General features: G+C 64.9%; 16 protein-coding genes. 12 read left to right on the top strand and 4 right to left on the bottom strand.

Annotation, left to right across the window (positions count from 1 at the left end; translation table 11 throughout):
• The first annotated feature begins 233 nt into the window (after positions 1-233).
• On the top strand, positions 234-2,225 hold the full coding sequence (gene tkt, locus EBB56_RS19430) for a transketolase (RefSeq protein WP_045992243.1): 1,992 nt from the start codon (positions 234-236) through the stop codon (positions 2,223-2,225).
• 165 nt (positions 2,226-2,390) lie between these two features.
• On the opposite strand, the gene EBB56_RS19425 is transcribed toward tkt, so the two are convergent.
• Positions 2,391-3,443, bottom strand: coding sequence for a class I fructose-bisphosphate aldolase (locus EBB56_RS19425; RefSeq protein ID WP_045992244.1), 1,053 nt, complete (start codon positions 3,441-3,443; stop codon positions 2,391-2,393).
• Between the two features lie 174 nt (positions 3,444-3,617).
• Here EBB56_RS19425 and EBB56_RS19420 point away from each other — a divergent pair, with 174 nt between their 5' ends.
• The 5 genes from EBB56_RS19420 (at position 3,618) to fba (ending at position 8,320) form a co-directional block, all read left to right on the top strand.
• Entirely contained in the window at positions 3,618-4,001 is a 384-nt protein-coding gene (locus EBB56_RS19420) for a CidA/LrgA family protein (protein ID WP_045992245.1), read from the top strand.
• The gene (locus tag EBB56_RS19415) at positions 3,998-4,714 is read left to right on the top strand and encodes an LrgB family protein (RefSeq protein WP_045992246.1); all 717 of its coding nucleotides are present in this window, start codon (positions 3,998-4,000) and stop codon (positions 4,712-4,714) included. Before EBB56_RS19420 ends, EBB56_RS19415 begins: the two co-directional genes overlap by 4 nt.
• A gap of 136 nt (positions 4,715-4,850) precedes the next feature.
• Positions 4,851-5,879 (top strand): type I glyceraldehyde-3-phosphate dehydrogenase, encoded by a 1,029-nt coding sequence (locus tag EBB56_RS19410; protein WP_045992247.1) that lies wholly within the window; start codon positions 4,851-4,853, stop codon positions 5,877-5,879.
• A 67-nt stretch (positions 5,880-5,946) separates the two neighbouring features.
• Positions 5,947-7,110, top strand: a complete 1,164-nt coding sequence (locus EBB56_RS19405) for a phosphoglycerate kinase (RefSeq protein WP_045992248.1) — start codon at positions 5,947-5,949, stop codon at positions 7,108-7,110.
• 145 nt (positions 7,111-7,255) lie between these two features.
• Positions 7,256-8,320 carry a class II fructose-bisphosphate aldolase gene (gene fba, locus EBB56_RS19400; RefSeq protein ID WP_045992249.1) on the top strand — a complete coding sequence of 355 codons (1,065 nt, stop codon included), beginning with the start codon at positions 7,256-7,258 and terminating at the stop codon, positions 8,318-8,320.
• Positions 8,321-8,426: 106 nt separating this feature from the next.
• Here fba and EBB56_RS19395 read toward each other — a convergent pair whose 3' ends face one another.
• Both EBB56_RS19395 and EBB56_RS19390 read right to left on the bottom strand, forming a co-directional pair.
• Positions 8,427-9,515, bottom strand: a complete 1,089-nt coding sequence (locus EBB56_RS19395) for a hypothetical protein (RefSeq protein ID WP_045992250.1) — start codon at positions 9,513-9,515, stop codon at positions 8,427-8,429.
• 268 nt (positions 9,516-9,783) lie between these two features.
• Complete coding sequence (locus EBB56_RS19390; protein WP_045992251.1) at positions 9,784-10,803, bottom strand: AraC family transcriptional regulator; 1,020 nt, start codon at positions 10,801-10,803, stop codon at positions 9,784-9,786.
• A 276-nt stretch (positions 10,804-11,079) separates the two neighbouring features.
• On the opposite strand from EBB56_RS19390, the gene EBB56_RS19385 reads away from it, so the two are divergent.
• From EBB56_RS19385 to EBB56_RS19375, 3 genes are all read left to right on the top strand, one after another.
• On the top strand, positions 11,080-11,619 hold the full coding sequence (locus EBB56_RS19385) for a 2,4'-dihydroxyacetophenone dioxygenase family protein (RefSeq protein ID WP_045992252.1): 540 nt from the start codon (positions 11,080-11,082) through the stop codon (positions 11,617-11,619).
• A 122-nt stretch (positions 11,620-11,741) separates the two neighbouring features.
• The gene (locus EBB56_RS19380) at positions 11,742-12,827 is read left to right on the top strand and encodes a zinc-binding dehydrogenase (RefSeq protein WP_045992253.1); all 1,086 of its coding nucleotides are present in this window, start codon (positions 11,742-11,744) and stop codon (positions 12,825-12,827) included.
• 2 nt (positions 12,828-12,829) lie between these two features.
• On the top strand, positions 12,830-13,816 hold the full coding sequence (locus EBB56_RS19375) for a 3-hydroxyacyl-CoA dehydrogenase (RefSeq protein WP_124805088.1): 987 nt from the start codon (positions 12,830-12,832) through the stop codon (positions 13,814-13,816).
• A 42-nt stretch (positions 13,817-13,858) separates the two neighbouring features.
• Here EBB56_RS19375 and EBB56_RS21945 read toward each other — a convergent pair whose 3' ends face one another.
• Positions 13,859-14,146 carry a DUF4235 domain-containing protein gene (locus EBB56_RS21945; protein ID WP_052704310.1) on the bottom strand — a complete coding sequence of 96 codons (288 nt, stop codon included), beginning with the start codon at positions 14,144-14,146 and terminating at the stop codon, positions 13,859-13,861.
• Between the two features lie 250 nt (positions 14,147-14,396).
• On the opposite strand from EBB56_RS21945, the gene EBB56_RS19365 reads away from it, so the two are divergent.
• The 3 genes from EBB56_RS19365 to EBB56_RS19355 all read left to right on the top strand — a co-directional run bounded on the left by EBB56_RS19365 (position 14,397) and on the right by EBB56_RS19355 (position 17,392).
• Positions 14,397-15,089: an HAD-IA family hydrolase gene (locus tag EBB56_RS19365; protein ID WP_045992255.1), complete on the top strand. Its 693-nt coding sequence runs from the start codon at positions 14,397-14,399 to the stop codon at positions 15,087-15,089.
• A gap of 258 nt (positions 15,090-15,347) precedes the next feature.
• Positions 15,348-16,433 (top strand): LacI family DNA-binding transcriptional regulator, encoded by a 1,086-nt coding sequence (locus tag EBB56_RS19360; RefSeq protein WP_045992256.1) that lies wholly within the window; start codon positions 15,348-15,350, stop codon positions 16,431-16,433.
• A complete protein-coding gene (locus EBB56_RS19355; RefSeq protein ID WP_108450004.1) occupies positions 16,430-17,392 on the top strand; it encodes a sugar kinase in 963 nt (320 codons plus the stop codon). Before EBB56_RS19360 ends, EBB56_RS19355 begins: the two co-directional genes overlap by 4 nt.
• Positions 17,393-17,478 lie beyond the last annotated feature (86 nt).

The following is a 17,478-nucleotide window of genomic DNA, read 5'->3' as shown; positions in this document are numbered from 1 at the left end:
TTCCTAGCGACAGGCCGGGCCATGGCAGACCCTGCCAGGCATGGATCAAGTCCCCGGCATTTGATGGATCTGTCATTTCCGGCGACAATATGTCCCCGATCGATCCGCGCCGCCCCTCCCGCCCTCGTTGTCCACAGGCACGACAGGCGGCGCCTATCCTTGACGCCGCTGCGCCGCCCCCACCGGGCAGGCCAACGTCAGATTGCCACTTTGCCCCAGGCGAGGAGCCCTCAATGCCGTCCCGTTTCGAACTGGCCAACGCCATTCGCGCCCTTTCCATGGATGCCGTCCAGAAGGCCAACTCCGGCCACCCCGGAGCCCCGATGGGTATGGCCGATATCGCCGAGGTGCTGTGGAACGACTACCTCGTTCACAACCCTGACGATCCCAAGTGGGCCGATCGCGACCGTTTCGTGCTGTCCAACGGCCACGGCTCCATGCTGCTGTACTCCCTGCTGCACCTGTCAGGCTACGACCTGGGTCTGGAAGAACTGCAGAACTTCCGCCAGCTCCACGCCAAGACCGCTGGTCACCCCGAGTACGGCTACGCTCCCGGCGTCGAGACCACCACCGGCCCCCTCGGCCAGGGCCTGGCCAACGCCGTCGGCATGGCCATGGCAGAGCGCACCCTGGCGGGTCAGTTCAACCGCCCGGGCCACGAGATCGTCGACCACTACACCTACTGCTTCCTCGGCGACGGCTGCCTGATGGAAGGCATCTCCCATGAGGTCGCCTCGCTTGCCGGCACCCACCAGCTCGGCAAGCTGATCGCCTTCTACGATGACAACGGCATCTCCATCGACGGCGAGGTCGAAGGCTGGTTCACCGACGATACCGCCAAGCGCTTCGAAGCCTACGGCTGGCACGTGGTACCGGCGGTGGACGGGCACAAGCCCGAGGAGATCAAAGCCGCCATCGAGATGGCCCGCACCCAGCAGGATCGCCCGACCCTGATCATCTGCAAGACCGTCATCGGCTTCGGCGCCCCCAACAAGCAGGGCAAGGAAGAATGCCACGGCGCGGCACTCGGCGAAGAGGAAGTCGCAGCGGCGCGCAAGCAACTCGACTGGCCCCACGCGCCCTTCCATATCCCCGAGGATATCTACCAGGGCTGGGACGCCTGCGAGCGTGGCCAGAAGCACCAGGCTGACTGGCAGGCTCGCTTCGAGCGCTACCAGCAGGAGCACCCGGAGCTGGCCCGCGAATTCCTGCGTCGCCAGAAGGGTGAATTGCCGAGCGAGCTCAACAGCGAAGCGCTGGTCGAGGCCGCCCAGCAGAAGGGCGAGTCCGTGGCCTCACGCAAGGCCTCGCTGAACTGCCTCAACGAGCTCGGCCCACAGCTGCCGGAGCTGCTGGGTGGCAGCGCCGACCTGGCGCCTTCCAACCTGACCTTCTGGAAGGGTGCCGAGGCCATCAGCGCCGAAGCAGCCGGCGGCAACTACCTGCACTACGGGGTACGCGAGTTCGGCATGGGCGCCATCATGAACGGTATCGCCCTGCACGGCGGCTTCGTGCCCTACGGCGCCACCTTCCTGATCTTCATGGAATACATGCGCAACGCCGTGCGCATGGCGGCGCTGATGAACCAGCGCGCCATCTTCGTCTACACCCATGACTCCATCGGTCTGGGCGAGGACGGCCCGACCCACCAGCCGATCGAGCAGCTGACCAGTCTGCGTACCACCCCGAACCTGTGCACCTGGCGCCCCTGCGATGCGGTCGAGACCGCTGCCGCCTGGGCCCACGCGGTCAAGCGCAGCGCCGGCCCCACCGCGCTGGTACTGTCCCGTCAGGGCCTGCCCCACCAAGAGCGCAACAAGAGCCAGCTGGCCAACATCCAGCGTGGTGGCTACGTACTCAAGGACAGCGAAGGCACCCCTGAGCTGATCCTGATCGCCACCGGCTCCGAGGTGACACTGGCCATGCAGGCCGCCGAAACCCTGGAAGCCGAAGGCAAGCAGGTGCGCGTGGTATCGATGCCGGCCACCGACGTCTTCGACAGCCAGGACGCCGACTACCGTGAGTCCGTCCTGCCGCGCAGTGTTCGCGCCCGTCTGGCCATCGAGGCAGGCCATCGCGACTACTGGAGCAAGTACGTGGGCCTCGACGGCGACACCATCGGCATGTCCAGCTTTGGCGAGTCGGCCCCGGCGGGCGACCTGTTCAAGCACTTCGGTTTCACCGTGGACAACCTGGTGGAACGCGCCAAGGCGCTGCTGGGTTAAGTCCAGCGCGGGCCGGCACGCCCGGCCTGTTGCGACCGAAAGCGTGACCAGCAGAAACGAGCAGGGGCACGGCTTACGCCGTGCCCCTGCTGTATCTAGCGACCTTGATGGTCGGCCTAGGCGGTCTGATCCTCTATCCTGCGCGGTTGTTGAGGCAGGCTTGGATCAGGCGATGGTGACATCCGGCGCCAGATAGACGTCCTGAATGGCGTTGAGCAGGCTTACCCCGTCACGCATCGGCTTCTGGAAGGCCTTGCGACCGGAGATCAGGCCCATGCCACCGGCCCGCTTGTTGATCACCGCGGTACGCACCGCCTGGGTCAGATCGCCTTCTCCGGTGGAGGCACCGCCGGAGTTGATCAGCCCGGCACGGCCCATGTAGGCGTTGGCCACCTGATAGCGGGCCAGATCGATCGGGTGATCGCTGGTCAACTCGCTGTAGACCTTCTCGTGGGTGTTGCCGAAGCCGATGGTGCGATAGCCATCGTTGTTCTCGGGCAGCTTCTGCTTGACGATGTCCGCCTTGAGCGTCGCCGCCAGGTGGACCGCCTGACTGGTGAGGTCGGAGGCCACATGATAGTCGGTGCCCTCATGCTTGAAGGCCGGGTTACGCAGATAGGCCCACAGCACCGTCACCATGCCCAGCTCGTGGGCGCGCTCGAAGGCCGCGCTGATCTCTTCGATCTGGCGACGGCTCTCGGGGGAACCGAAGTAGATGGTCGCACCCACGGCGACGCACCCCATGTCGAAGGCCTGGTCGACCTCGGCGAACAGGGTCTGATCGTAGATCGCCGGATAGGTCAGCGTCTCGTTGTGGTTCAACTTGAGCATCATCGGGATGCGGTGGGCATAGCGGCGCGCCACCGACGACAGGCCACCCAGGGTAGAAGCCACGGCGTTGCAGCCGCCCTCGATCGCCAGCTCCACAATGTTGGCCGGATCGAAGTAGATCGGGTTGGGTGCGAAGGAGGCGCCAGCGGAGTGTTCGATCCCCTGATCCACCGGCAGGATGCTGAGGTAACCGGTGCCCCCCAGACGGCCATGGTTGAACATCGTCTGCATGCTGCGCAGCACCGCCGGCGAGCGGTCGGAGTCCATCATCACCCGGTCGACGAAGTCCGATCCCGGCAGGTGGAGTTGCTCCTTGGCGATACCGCGACATTCATGAGTCAAAAGGTCCTCTGCCTCGGCACCCAGCCAGCTGGCAATATCACTCATCATCAATCTCCCTGTCATGCCCGACCCAGTCGGGCGGTAGGCGAATAGTCAGTCTACACAGGGTAGCGGATGACGCGCTGCAACGAGAGCCCCTGCTGACCAAGGCACCATGAGTCGGCACAATGGCTCAATTCCCCTGGCCCCGGCCAGTGACAATGACCCAAGAGGATTGCAATGTCCGTGTTACGAGGCTTTTTATGGCTTTCGCTGCTGTGGCTGGTCGGCGACCTGGTGGTCAGCCTGGGTGAACTGCCGCTGTCCCCCGGCGTCGTCGGACTGATGCTATTGACTGGTGTCTTCGTACTACGAGGCCGCATGCACGAAGACGTGGCAGCGGCGGCACAGCCGCTGATCATGCTGCTGGCGATGCTGATCATGCCCGGCGTGGTCGGGGTGTTCTGGGTGCTCGACCAGATCTCGGGGCACTGGCTCGCCGTAGGGCTGGCGCTGACCCTGGGCACCCTGCTGAGCGTTGCCAGCACCCTGTGGCTGATGCGCCGCCTGCTGCCGGCGACGCCCTCCGAGGCGACCACCACCGCCCAAGGAAAGACCTCATGAACCTCGCCGTGGTCGATCACCTCGATACCCCAATGCTGGCCATCGCCCTGTCCATCGGCGCCTACTTGGCCGGCATGGCGCTGTTTCGGCGGCTCGGCTCTCCCGGCTGGTGCCCGCCGGTACTGCTGGCCTCGTTGCTGCTCGCCGCGACGCTCAAGGCGGCCGGCATCGCCTACGTCGACTATCGCCAGGGCGCCCAGTGGCTGATGCTGTTGCTGGGCCCGGCCACGGTGGCCCTGGCGGTACCGCTCTACCAGCAGATGCACCACATACGCGCGCTGTGGAGGCCGCTGCTGGTCTGCCTACCGGTGTCGACGGTGCTGGCCGCCTGCTATGCGTTGCTGATCGCCTGGGCACTGGGGGCGCCGCCGGAACTGCTGGCCTCGCTGGCACCCAAATCGGTGACCGCTCCCATCGCCATGGGCATCACCGAGCGCCTGGGCGGCTCCGTGCCGATCCTGATGGGGGGATTGTTGATCACCGGCGTCGCGGCCACCGCCTGCGTCAGCCTGTTCGGCCGGCTCTTGAAGATCACCGATCAGCGCCTGCTGGGGCTGGCACTGGGCATCAACGGCCACGCCATCGGTACTGTGCGCGCCTTCGAGCTGGGCCCCACCGCCGGTGCCTTCGCTTCTCTCGGCATGACGCTGACCGGGGTGCTGACGGCACTGATGATGCCGCTGGCCTGGCGCCTGGCCGGCATGCTCGGCTGAACCGATTCAGCTTTATTTTTATGCTACCTGCGCGGTTTTATGCCCAGTGTGACGCCGCTGGAGCCGCGACGCGCGGGGCGATTTGAGATAGACTTTCGCGCCTGTGTCCATCCCTCCGTGGAGAGTATCGAGCCCCATGGCCCAGCGTATTGCCATCAATGGCTACGGCCGCATCGGCCAGTGCGTCCTGCGAGCCCTCATCGAACGCAACGACCCCAGCTTCGAGGTGGTGGCGATCAATGAGCTCTCGGGACTCGATACCATTACCTACCTGACTCGCTACGACACCACCCACGGGCGCTTCCCCGGCCGGGTGGAAAGCAGCGACGGCCACCTGATCATCAACGGGCATGCGATCCGGGTGCTGTCCGAAGAGGACCCTGACCTTCTGCCCTGGCGGTCACTCGGCATCGACCTGGTGCTGGAGTGCTCCGGCAGCTTCAAGGATCGCGCCACCGCCGAGCGCCATCTCGCGGCAGGGGCCGGCCGGCTGTTGTTCTCCCAGCCGGCAGAAAGCGACGTCGACGCCACCATCGTCAGCGGCATCAATGACGACGACCTGACGCCCGACGTCCGGGTGGTCTCGGCAGCGTCCTGCACCACCAACTGCCTGGTGCCGATCCTGACCGTGCTCGACGAGGCGCTGGGCATCGAGCACGGTGTGACCACGACCATTCACTCGGCCATGAACGACCAGCCGGTGATCGATGCCTACCACCAGACCGATCTGCGCCTGACCCGCTCGGCGATGCAATCCATCGTGCCGGTGGACACCGGCCTGGCCCGAGGCATCAATCGCCTGATGCCGCACCTGGCGGAGCGCTTCGAGTGCCTCCATGTACGGGTGCCGACGATCAACGTCTCGGCCATGGACATGTCCATCTGCGTCAAGCGCGATACCTCGGCCAGCGAGGTCAATCGACTGCTGCGCGAGGCCAGCGAGTCACGGCTTCCTGACCTGCTGGGGTATACCGAGGAGCCCATGGCGTCCATCGACTTCAACCACGATCCCCGCTCCGGTATCGTAGACGCCACTCAGACGCGGGTGGCCGGTGGCCGCCTGCTCAAGCTGCTTTGCTGGTTCGACAACGAATGGGGCTTCGCCAACCGCATGCTGGACGTGGCCGGGCGCCTCGCCAGCCTTCCCCGGGTTCCCGAGCGATGACACTTCCACTGACCAGCCGTTGCCATTCGCTGTCTCCCTCAGACTTTCCAGACGAGGATCTGCCGACATGAACGTGCGCAAGATGACCGATCTCGACCTCAAGGGTCAGCGGGTACTGATTCGCGAAGACCTCAACGTACCTGTCAAACACGGCCAGGTGACCAGCGATGCCCGTCTGCGCGCCAGCTTGCCGACCATCAAGGCAGCTCGCGACGCAGGTGCCAAGGTGCTGCTGATGAGCCACCTGGGCCGCCCCACCGAAGGAGAGCCCGCCGATGAGTTCACCCTGGCACCGGTGGCGGCCTACCTCGGTGACCTGCTGGACTGCCCCGTGCGCCTGGTGACCGACTATCTCGAGCAGGAACCGAGCCTGGAAGACGGCGACGTGGTACTGCTCGAGAACGTGCGCTTCAACCAGGGCGAGAAGAAGGACGACGAAGCCCTGGCCAAGCGCTACGCCGAGCTGTGTGACGTCTTTGTGATGGACGCCTTCGGTACCGCCCACCGTGCCCAGGCCTCAACCCACGGGGTGGCCCGCTTCGCACCGACCGCCTGCGCGGGCCCCTTGCTGGCCGCCGAACTCGATGCCCTGGAAAAGGCGCTGGCGACTCCCAGGCGCCCGATGACCGCCATCGTCGGCGGCTCCAAGGTCTCGACCAAGCTCGAGGTGCTCAACGCCCTGTCCGAGAAGTGCGACCAGCTGATCGTCGGCGGCGGTATCGCCAACACCTTCATCGCCGCGGCGGGTCACAACGTCGGCAAGTCGCTTTACGAGGCCGACCTGGTGGACAAGGCCAAGGCGCTGATGGCCAGGGTCGAGATTCCGCTGCCCACCGATGTGGTCGTGGCCACCGAGTTCTCCGACTCCGCCGAAGCCGTCACCAAGCCGGTGGACCAGGTCGCCGACAACGAAATGATCCTCGACATCGGCCCGGATACCGCCGCCCGCCTGGGCGACATGCTCAAGAGCGCCGGCACCATCCTGTGGAACGGCCCCGTCGGGGTGTTCGAGATCGACCAGTTCGGTGGCGGCACCGAGGCCCTGTCCAAGGCCATCGCCGAAAGCGACGGCTTCTCCATCGCCGGCGGCGGTGACACCCTGGCAGCCATCGACAAGTACGGCATCGCCGAGCAGGTGTCCTACATCTCCACCGGAGGCGGCGCCTTCCTCGAGTACGTCGAGGGCAAGGAACTGCCGGCGGTCAGCGCCCTCGAGGCGGCCGCTCGCTGAGGTTTGCCGAAAAAGCAGCGGCGCTCGCCGGTGCTTTCTACCAAGCCTAAGCCCCGGGGCCGGCCATCGCCGGCCCTTTGACAACCCAAGCGACATGGGCGCGACAGCATCGCGCTCTCGACCTCTTCAAGAATCAGGTACCTCCATGGCACTCGTCAGTATGCGCCAATTGCTGGACCACGCCGCCGAACATGGCTACGGCGTGCCGGCCTTCAACGTCAATAACCTCGAGCAGGTTCGCGCCATCATGGAAGCCGCGGACGCCACCGATTCCCCGGTGATTCTGCAGGCCTCCGCCGGCGCCCGTAAATACGCCGGCGCCCCCTTCCTGCGCCACCTGATCCTGGCCGCCGTGGAAGAGTTTCCGCATATTCCGGTGGTCATGCACCAGGACCACGGCACCAGCCCCGCTGTGTGCCAGCGCTCGATCCAGCTCGGCTTCTCCTCGGTGATGATGGACGGCTCCCTGGGCGAGGACGGCAAGACTCCGGCAGACTACGACTACAACGTCGACGTCACCCGCCGCACCGTCGAGATGGCCCACGCCTGTGGCGTCTCGGTAGAAGGTGAGCTCGGCTGCCTGGGCAGCCTGGAAACCGGCATGGCCGGTGAGGAAGACGGCATCGGCGCCGAGGGCAAGCTGAGCCACGACCAGCTGCTGACCGACCCGGAAGAGGCCGCCGACTTCGTCAAGGCCACCGGCGTCGACGCCCTGGCCATCGCCATCGGCACCAGCCACGGCGCCTACAAGTTCACCCGTCCGCCCACCGGCGACACCCTGTCGATCCAGCGTATCAAGGAAATCCACGAGCGCATCCCGGACACCCACCTGGTCATGCACGGCTCCTCCAGCGTGCCCCAGGAGTGGCTCGAGGTGATCAACGCCAACGGTGGTGCCATCCCCGAGACCTACGGCGTCCCGGTGGAAGAAATCGTCGAGGGCATCAAGCACGGCGTGCGCAAGGTCAACATCGACACCGACCTGCGTCTGGCCTCGACCGGTGCGGTACGTCGCTTCCTGGCCGAGAACCCGGCAGAGTTCGACCCGCGCAAGTTCCTCAAGCTTACCGTCAGCGCCATGAAGGACATCTGCATCGCCCGCTACGAAGCCTTCGGCACCGCCGGCAACGCCAGCAGGATCAAGCCGATCAGCCTGGAAGGCATGTTCGAGCGCTACGCCCGAGGTGAACTTGATCCAAAGGTGAAGTAAGCGTCGATCAGGTTCCCGCAGCGGTAACGCAAAACGCCCCATGCCGGCAAGGCTTGGGGCGTTTCGTTGTGCGCCGCTGGTACAACACCAAACCGCTCGTCAGGTGTCAGCAGGTAGACTCTTCCAGCCGTCGCCGCAACGGAATATTGGCCTCCGTGCGGGCCGAGGACACCGGTAGCTCGGCGCGAATGTCCTCGATGGCATTGAGCAGCGGCTCCAGCGCGGTGAGATGGCGCGGAGCACGCAGTCGCCTTTCAAGCGCCCGATAGACCTCATCGGGGTCTTCCCCCGGCGCCTGGCTCGAGGTAAAGGGTGCCCGCCGCGCAGCAGGCGCCACCGAGACAGGCTCGAATAACCGCGCGTAGGGGTCTTCGCCGGACCAGGTCAGACACAGCAGATGATCCCGGGTGACCTGAACGTTCAGTTCCGGATAACTGCGGGCAAGACGCACGAGACAGTCAACGACATCATCGGTAAGAAACGCCGCCAGGGCGTCATGTTCCGCCGTGCAGGCGACGAAATAGCGAGAAAAGGCGCCCTCTCCCCAGCGTTCGCCGGTGGAACCGTGGTGCAACAGTCGCCACTTGCCCTCTCGCGGGTTGCAAAGATCCACCGCCGCCACCTCGAAGAGATCGCAGATCAGGCCGTTGCGATGGTAGGTCCGGCGGTCCTTGTCCATGCCCTCGTCATAGGCGAAGCGATAGACCCAGTATTCGCCACCGACGCGCTCATCGGCCGCCCTGCGGCAGTACTCAAGCTCACCATTGTCCGCATAGGTACGCTGAAAGTCGGTGATCTTTCGCCGGAGCGTCGTCAGCATCGCATCAAGATCGACATCGGGCTCGGCCAGTCGAAAGTCGAGCTCCGCCGCACGCCGCACCAACAGTCGCAGGAAGGCGGCCACCCGCTCGGTGGCGTGCCAGTCGAAACCCAGCAAGGCAGCCCCGACCAGCGCCAGCGGAATCAGCCACGGCCAGGAGAGCCCTCCCGCCAGGGTGATGATAAAGCCGAGCGTGCCCAGCAACAGGCAGAGAAGCCCCAGCGCCAGAATCGTGGAGGAAGGACGCGGATTGAGCGACACGTCCTCGTCCCGGGCGCGATCCAGGATCTGGATCAGCGACTCCCGTGATCTGGCCGCTTCCGCGGCATGCTGCTCGCGGCGCGTAAACCGATATGCCTTCCATAGCGGCGTCATCGTCGCGCCTCTCCTTCGCTCATGGTGATAGCTCTCTTGATGGCAACCTTGATGACAGTGATGTCAGCAGCAACAAGTCTAGTGTCCACCAAGACCTGGGCGCCCCTTGGCATGGCCACATCAGGGGTACACGGGCCGTCCCCATGGAGAGTGAAACACATCCTTCGGACCACACCCGGCTGCAGCTGTGCTGAAGCGATAACCTAAGCGCACTTCAGCGCAATCGCCTCGCGCCCACCACCCGGGCTGCCGACTCGAAGACCAGCGCCTAACCTGCGCCGTTCGATCTCCGCCGCTGGTGCTGGCGCCAGCGACTCGGCGCAACCCCAAACCAGCGGCGACAACCTCGCGTCAGCGCGCTCAACTCGGAGTAGCCCAGCAGATTCGCGATATCGGTCAACGGCAGCGACGTTTCCCGAAGATAATGAATCGCCAACTGCCTGCGGACCTCATCGACCAGATCCTGGAAACATCGCCCCCTGGTGGCCAGACGTCGCTGCAGCGTTCTCGGGTTCAGCGCCAGTCGCCTGGCGATGTCATCGAGTCCAGCGCCCCCCTGCCCCAGCTGCTGACGGATTTGCCACGACACTTCATCGACCAGATCTTGAGGGAGTTGTTCCGGCCGATAGGTCAGATACTGCTCCATCAAGCGATGCAGACGTCCGTCGGCGGTCACCAGAGGACGCTCGAGGTCGGAACATTCCAGCAGCCAGCCATCGGAAGGGCTGTTGAAGGTCGGCACCACCCCCAGCAAACGTTGATACAGGAGCGCAGGCACGCTGGGGGACGTCGCCAGATAGATGGCCCTGGGACGCCACTGCGGCCCCAGCAGCAACGACAGCAGGCGCTGGCCGACGCCTACCGGCAACTCGCTGATCTGGCGACCGGGAGCCGCCCCGCCCCCCACCATGGTGTAGCTGAGAAAGGCCTGGCGGGGGCCACGTTCGATGTCGATGACCGCACTGCTCGAGTGGGCGGAAAAGTGATGTGCCAGCGCCTCCAGCGCCAGGCCGACCGTAGCGGCATTCTGAATCAGGTAGAGCAAGGGTCCGAAGATATCGACTCCCTGGTACTGGCCGAACTTCAGGCCGAACAGCGAATCTCCGGATGCTTCGGCACAGTTTTCGAGCAGCATCGCCAGACTCGAGAACTCGATGATGCTTTCCGGCGACTCCAGCAACGAGAGCGATAGTCCCACCCTGGCAAGCTGGGCCTCGGGGTCGATGCCCTGCTGGCGCGCGAAGTTGGCGAAACCGTGCAGTGACGACGCTCGCGAATAGTCGGCCATGCTCTCTCCCTCAGCCTGACTTCCTTACCACCTACGTTGCTCGGATGCTGATTCTCTCTTCAATTTTCGAAGCGGTTCATCGTTTTCGAGGCGGTTGATCCTGGGGCTCTTGCCTCCAGCGCGCTTGGCCTGGCCCTCTCCATCTAAGGTCTAGCCCTGAGTGTCGTGCAAGGTCAAATCCTTGTCATCAAATGTCAAATCGGAGGATGTCTTGCAGACGAGGATGATGCTTCGAAGACGTTTCTTTGATCCATCCACGACAAGAGCGACAACAAGATGCCATTTCCTTTCCAGATTTCGACCCATGATGCCCTGTTGACCCTGGATACCCAGGAACTCCCCATCTATGAAGACGCGCTGCCAGGCATCCCCGGCGTCGACGTCCAGCCGCTGTTTCTCGACCCGCACAACGGCGTCTGGGTGCTGCGGGTGAAGTTCAAACCCGGTGTGGTGCTGCCCAAGCACTACCACACCGGTACGGTGCACTTCTTCACCCTGTCGGGACGCTGGCACTATCTCGAGTATCCCGATCAACCCCAGACCGCCGGCTGCTACCTGTACGAGCCCGGCGGCTCCATCCATACCTTCGCCACTCCCGCCGACAATGACGGGATCACCGACACCTTCATGGTCGTCGAGGGCGCCAACGTCAACTTCGATCAGCAAGGCAACTATCTGGGGCTGATGGACGCCAGCAGCATCATGGGGCTCATCGATGCGCTGATCACCGAGCGTGGCCTCGACCCGGCGCGCTATGTCACGCCTCCCCAACCGCACTACACCGACGCGCCGCACCACACCGACGCGCCGCGCTAGCCCGCCAAGATCACGCCTCCACGCGGCGTCAATCGACAAGACTCCCTACAACAATTGCGCTCGGTATGTGTCCCGCCAGGCAGGTGCCGCGGGGCCCGTCATCGACGCCAAGGAGATTCCCCATGCGCGCGATCGTCCTGCGCAACGAGCGACTCGGCCTCGAGTCACTGCCCGACCCGACGCCGGAAGCGGGAGAAGTGCTGGTCAAGACCCTGGCCTGCGGTATCTGCGGCAGCGATCTGCACATGGCAGATCACTGTCACGATGCGCTGGCGGGGCTTCGCAAGGGCCGCGTTCCGGTGGCCTTCGAACCGGACCAGGGCGTGGTCTTCGGCCACGAATTCTGTGCCGAGATCCTCGACCACGGCCCCGGCTGCGACAAGCGATACAAGGCCGGAACCCGCGTCTGCTCGGTGCCCTACGCGGTCAACGCCCAAGGCTTTCATCACATCGGCTATGCCAACGCCTACCCCGGCGGCTTCGGTGAGCTGATGCGCCTTCAGGAACACAGTCTGCTGGAGGTGCCCGGCGATTTGCCCAGCGAACTGGCGGCACTGACCGAGCCACTGGCCATCGGCCGCCACGCCGTCGCCAGAGCCCGGCTCGCCGGAGGCGAGGTGCCGATCGTGATCGGCTGCGGTCCGGTCGGCCTGTCGGTGGTGATGGCACTGAAGGCGGCCGGCTTTGGCCCGGTGGTGGCCACCGACTTCTCCCCCCATCGGCGCCAACTGGCCGAGTGCCTGGGTGCCGATATCGTTGTCGATCCGGCCGAACGTGCCCCCTTCGATTGCTGGCTCGAGGCCGCAGAAGCGCCACAGGGCTTCGACATGTACGGCCCCATGGCAATGCTGTCGATCGGCGCTCAGCCCAGGCCTTGCGTGGCCTTCGAGTGTGTCGGCGTGCCCGGTCTGATCGCCCGGACCATGCTCGACCTGCCACCAAGAAGTCGGCTGGTGGTGGTCGGCGTCTGCATGCAGACCGACCAGATCGAGCCGATCGTCGGTATTGGCAAGGAGCTGGACCTCAGCTTCTCGTTCGGCTACCGCCCCGAGGAGTTCGCTGCCACCCTCACCGACCTCGCCGACGGCCGCCTCGATGCCGCCCCCTTGATCACCGACCGCGTCACCCTCGACGGGGTCCCTGCGGCCTTCGAGACGCTTCGCCATCCCGGTGAGCACGCCAAGATTCTGATCCAGCACGGAAACTGAACATGACCCCGAGCCTTTCCTCTTCTCTCGAAAATGGACCACACAGGCTGTGCGTGCTGGGTGGCGGCGTCCTGGGTGGCCAGATCGCCTGGCACAGCGCCTTCAAGGGCAAGAGTGTCATCGTCTATGACATCGACGACACGGCGCTGGAGCGCTGCCGCGCAAGCCATGACCACTACGCCGGCATCTATCAGGCCGACGTGGGCGCCAAGCCCGAAGCCATCGCCGCCACCCGCGCGCGGCTCGCCTACACCAGCGACCTGGCCGAAGCGGTGGCCGACGCCGAACTGGTGATCGAAGCCGTACCCGAGGATCCCGAGATCAAGCGCCAGCTGTACCGGACCATGGCACCGCTGCTCGGCCCCGAGACCCTGGTGGCAACCAACTCCTCGACCCTGCTGCCCGCCGACTTCGCCGATGACAGCGGACGCCCGGAGCGCTACTGCGCGCTGCACTTCGCCAACCTGGTGTGGATCATGAATGTGGCCGAGGTGATGGCTCACCCACGCACATCACGCACTACCCTGGAGTCGGTTACGCGCTTCGCCATCGACATCGGCATGATCCCCATTCCGGTCGAAAAGCCGCGCAACGGCTATCTGATCAACAGCTGGCTGGTGCCACTGCTGACAGCTTCCCTGACCCTGCTGCGTGAGGGCATCGGCAGCGCCGAGATGATCGACCGCACCTTCATGAAGATGTGGAGCTCTGCAGCGGGGCCCTGCGGCATGATGGACATCATCGGCATGAAGACGTGCTTCGACGTCAGCCACCACTGGGGCGAGGTCGACGACAACGACGAAATGCGGGCCAACGCCGACTTCCTCCATCAACATTTCCTTGCCAACGGAAAGCTCGGTCTGCCCAGTGGCGAAGGCTTCTACCGCTATCCCGACCCCGCCTATTCCCAGAGCACCTTCATGGCGGTCCCCGACCACAGCGAAGCAGGTCACATCGCGGCCCAGGTGCTCAAGGGCATGGCGGGTTGACCCAGGAAGGGGCGGTGGGCGACGCCCCTTCCTGTACTGTGATCAACGCTTGCCGGGCAGCAGCCTGGCAGAACGCCCGCCCTTGCGGGTCTTGTCCAGCGCCTTGCGCCCGGCGCTACGGCCCACTACGCGGGCCACGCCGACCATCACGCCGGTGGCGGCTCCCCACAGGATCGCCTCGCGCCACTCGACGTCGTCGCGATCCGGATTTTCCGGCGGTTCCTTGTCCGATACCTTTTGATAGGCACGCTTGGCGGCCTTGCGTGACATCACGCTGGCCCCCACCGCGGCCGCGGATCCCACGATGGACCACAGTGTCTCTTCTTTCATGAGTACCTCCTTGAACCATGGCCGGGGCCATCCCGCCCCGAGAATGTGGTGTTTCGAACACCGCAGTGTTTCAGCATAGCGAAGAGGTCCTCGCCGCCTCAAATTCCCCTTTTCCGCACCGCAATAGTGCGGACTGCGCAGCGTGAAAAAACAGTGTTCAAAAATTGTGGTTTTCGACTTCGAACACAGGCAGACTCCGCAGAAATCTGCAACACTGTTCGATAACGCAACGAATCGCGAGGTCGCCTCCATGGCTCGCCCCCTCTGCCTGCTGTTCGACTGTGACGGTACCCTGGTGGACAGTGAACCCCTGCTGGCCGCCGAGATGGCCGTCAGCCTCTCCGCCGCCGGACTGCCGTTCCGGGCCGAGGACTATATGGGCGACTTTCGCGGCGCGCGCTTTCGCAATATCGTCGCCACCCTCGAGGCACAACATGGTCAGGTCGACCCTGACCACCTCGAGGTGCTGGAAGCGAGCATGCGCGCCAACCTCAACCGCCGCCTGGCCACCGACCTGACCCCCATCGCCGGTGCCACCGAGGCCCTCGCCGCGCTGTCGCACTACCCCATGGGCGTGGTTTCCAACGGCCCCGAAAACAAGGTGCGCACCTCGCTTGCCACCGTGGGCCTGACCGAGGTGTTCGGCAATCGCCTGTTCAGCGGCTACACGGCCAACTGCTGGAAGCCGGACCCCTGCCTGTACCTGCATGCCGCCAGCATCATGGGCTTCGCCGCCGAGGACTGCATCGCCATCGATGACGCCATCGTCGGCGTCAACGCGGCCCTGGCCGCAGGCATGACCGTGGTCCACCTCAATCGCTTCGCCGATGCCGAAGAAACGCCCGAAGGCGCCCACATGATCACCAGCATGTTCCAGCTGCCGACGGTCATCTCACGGCTGCAGAAGGATCGCGACAGACACGCCATGCTCTCCAGCGGCTAAATTCCGCTGCATATACCCTGAGGCCCGGCAATTGTCGGGCCTTTTCATTGCTCTACATCACCTCAAGACCTTTGTCTAAGGCACGCCTTGTTGCTGGCTTCGGCCTTTAGCGCCTAAGCTTGTCAGCCAATGGGAACGTTCCCATACGGACTTCTCGACGTCCTGCCGTTGTCGCATCACCTGGCCTGCTCACCTCGACAGGGCTCGCCAGCGTCGCCCTTGTAAACGGACGATGCCATCTTATCCAAGAGCCGCCCCATGAATGACCGCCGTCGACCCGCCACCATCCTCGAAGTCGCCCGCCAGGCTGGCGTCTCCAAGACCAGCGTCTCGCGCTACTACAGCGGTGAACGAGAACGGCTGTCCGGGGCCATGCGCGAGCGTATCGTCGCTGCCGCCACTGCGCTGGGCTACCAGCCCAATCCCATGGCCCGGGGCCTCAAGGGAGGCCCCTCCGGCCTGGTCGGCATGCTGGTGGCCGATATCCGCAATCCTTTTTCGGTGGCGATCATGCATGGCGTCGAACAGGCCTGTCGTCAGGCGGGACTGTCTTTGATGGTGTGCAACAGCGATAACGACCTCGAGCAGGAGCGCCAGCAGCTGGCGCTGCTGTCGTCCTACCGTATCGAGGGCCTGGTGGTAAACGCGACCGGCCGCCACAGCGACGCCCTCGCCCAGCTGGCCGACAGCGGCACGCCGCTGGTACTGCTCGATCGCAGCCTCGCCGACGTCCATGCCGACGAGGTAGGGCTCGACAACGACGCCGCCATCGACATGGCCATCGCGCACTTGCGCGAACAGGGCTACGGGCGCCTGTTGTTCATTACCGAACCGCCGGCCCAGGCCAGCTCTCGTCAAGCTCGTCTGGAGCGCTTCAACCAGCGCTGTCGTGACGGCTCGCTATCCGGCGACACCCTGGTCATCGAGCTTGGCGATCGCCAACGCCTGGACCAGGCATTGGCTCGATTTGTCGATAGCGCAGGCGATTCCCGCCCGGCGATCCTCTGCGCCAATGGCCAGGTAACCCTGGCACTGACCCGACGCATGAAGGCCCTCGGCTACCTCCTGGGAGAGATCGGGCTGATGGGCATCGACGAGCTAGAGTGGTGTGACCTGACCGAACCGGGCATCACCACCCTTGCCCAGCCCACCGGTGCCATCGGTCAGGCCGCCGTCGACTGCCTGCGCGCCCGTGCCGTCGGGCCTCGGCAGGCGCCGCAGCGTGCGACCTTCGCCCCGACGCTGACGGCAAGGGGCTCCACCCAGCCCGCTGCCACCCCTTCCGTCACTGCGGAGCCTTCCTCAGTGTCCTCTTCGTCTTCCACCTCAGAGACCTCCTCATGAACCAGAACACTCCTGACATCCTTACCTTCGGCGAGGCCATGACGCTGTTCGCCGCCGACGCCCCGGGCGACCTGGCCGAGGTCGAGCGCTTTTCGCGCAGCTGTGCCGGCGCCGACACCAACGTGGCCATCGGCCTGTCACGGCTGGGCTTCAAGGTGGGCTGGCTCAGTCGGGTCGGCGAAGACTGTTTTGGCCGCTACCTGCGTGCGAGCCTGGAGCGCGAAGGCCTCGACTGTCGCCACCTGATCACCGACGCCGAGCACGCCACCGGTCTGGTGTTCAAGGAGCGCGCGGTGGGTGGCGCGGACCCCAGAGTCGAGTACCGTCGCCACAACAGCGCCGCCAGCAAGCTGTCGCCGGCCGACGCCCAGGACGTCGACTTCAGCACCCTGCGCCATCTGCACGCTACCGGCATTCCGCCGGCGTTGTCCGCCAGCTGCCGTGAACTCTCGCAGTTTTTGCTCGAAAAGGCCCGCCAGCATGGCACCAGCGTGTCCTTCGATCCCAACCTGCGCCCGACCCTGTGGGCCAGCGAAAGCGAGATGCGCGACACCCTCAACGGCCTGGCCGCCCAGGCCAACTGGGTGCTGCCCGGTCTGTCCGAGGGCCAGTTGCTGACCGGCCAGACCAGCGCCCACGATATCGCCGGCTTCTACCTGGATCAGGGTGCAGATGCCGTGGTGATCAAGCTAGGTCCGGAGGGCAGCTACTATCGCGGCACCCTGACAGGGCAAGACGAAGCCTTCACCGTGGCCGGCGTCCCGGTGGAGACGGTGGTTGATACCGTCGGCGCCGGGGATGGCTTCGCCGTGGGCTTCGTCAGCGCCATGCTCGATGGTCTCGATCCACGCCAGGCCCTCAAGCGCGCCAACCTTATCGGCGCCGAGCAGGTCCAGGTACCGGGCGACATGGAAGGACTCCCCGACCGCAGCCGCCTGAGCCAGCTCGAAGACGCCTGATCCGTAGACGCAACGATGGCCCACCGAAGGAAAGCCTGCGGTGGGCTCCGATCCTGGCCAGCCTCCTGCGCTGGCACTCCCACCTC

Origin of the sequence: Halomonas sp. YLB-10 (assembly GCF_003856855.1) — a bacterium.
Classification (GTDB): domain Bacteria; phylum Pseudomonadota; class Gammaproteobacteria; order Pseudomonadales; family Halomonadaceae; genus Halomonas; species Halomonas litopenaei.
Note: the sequence above shows the minus strand (reverse complement) of the source record. Positions and strands in the feature narration are given on the sequence as shown.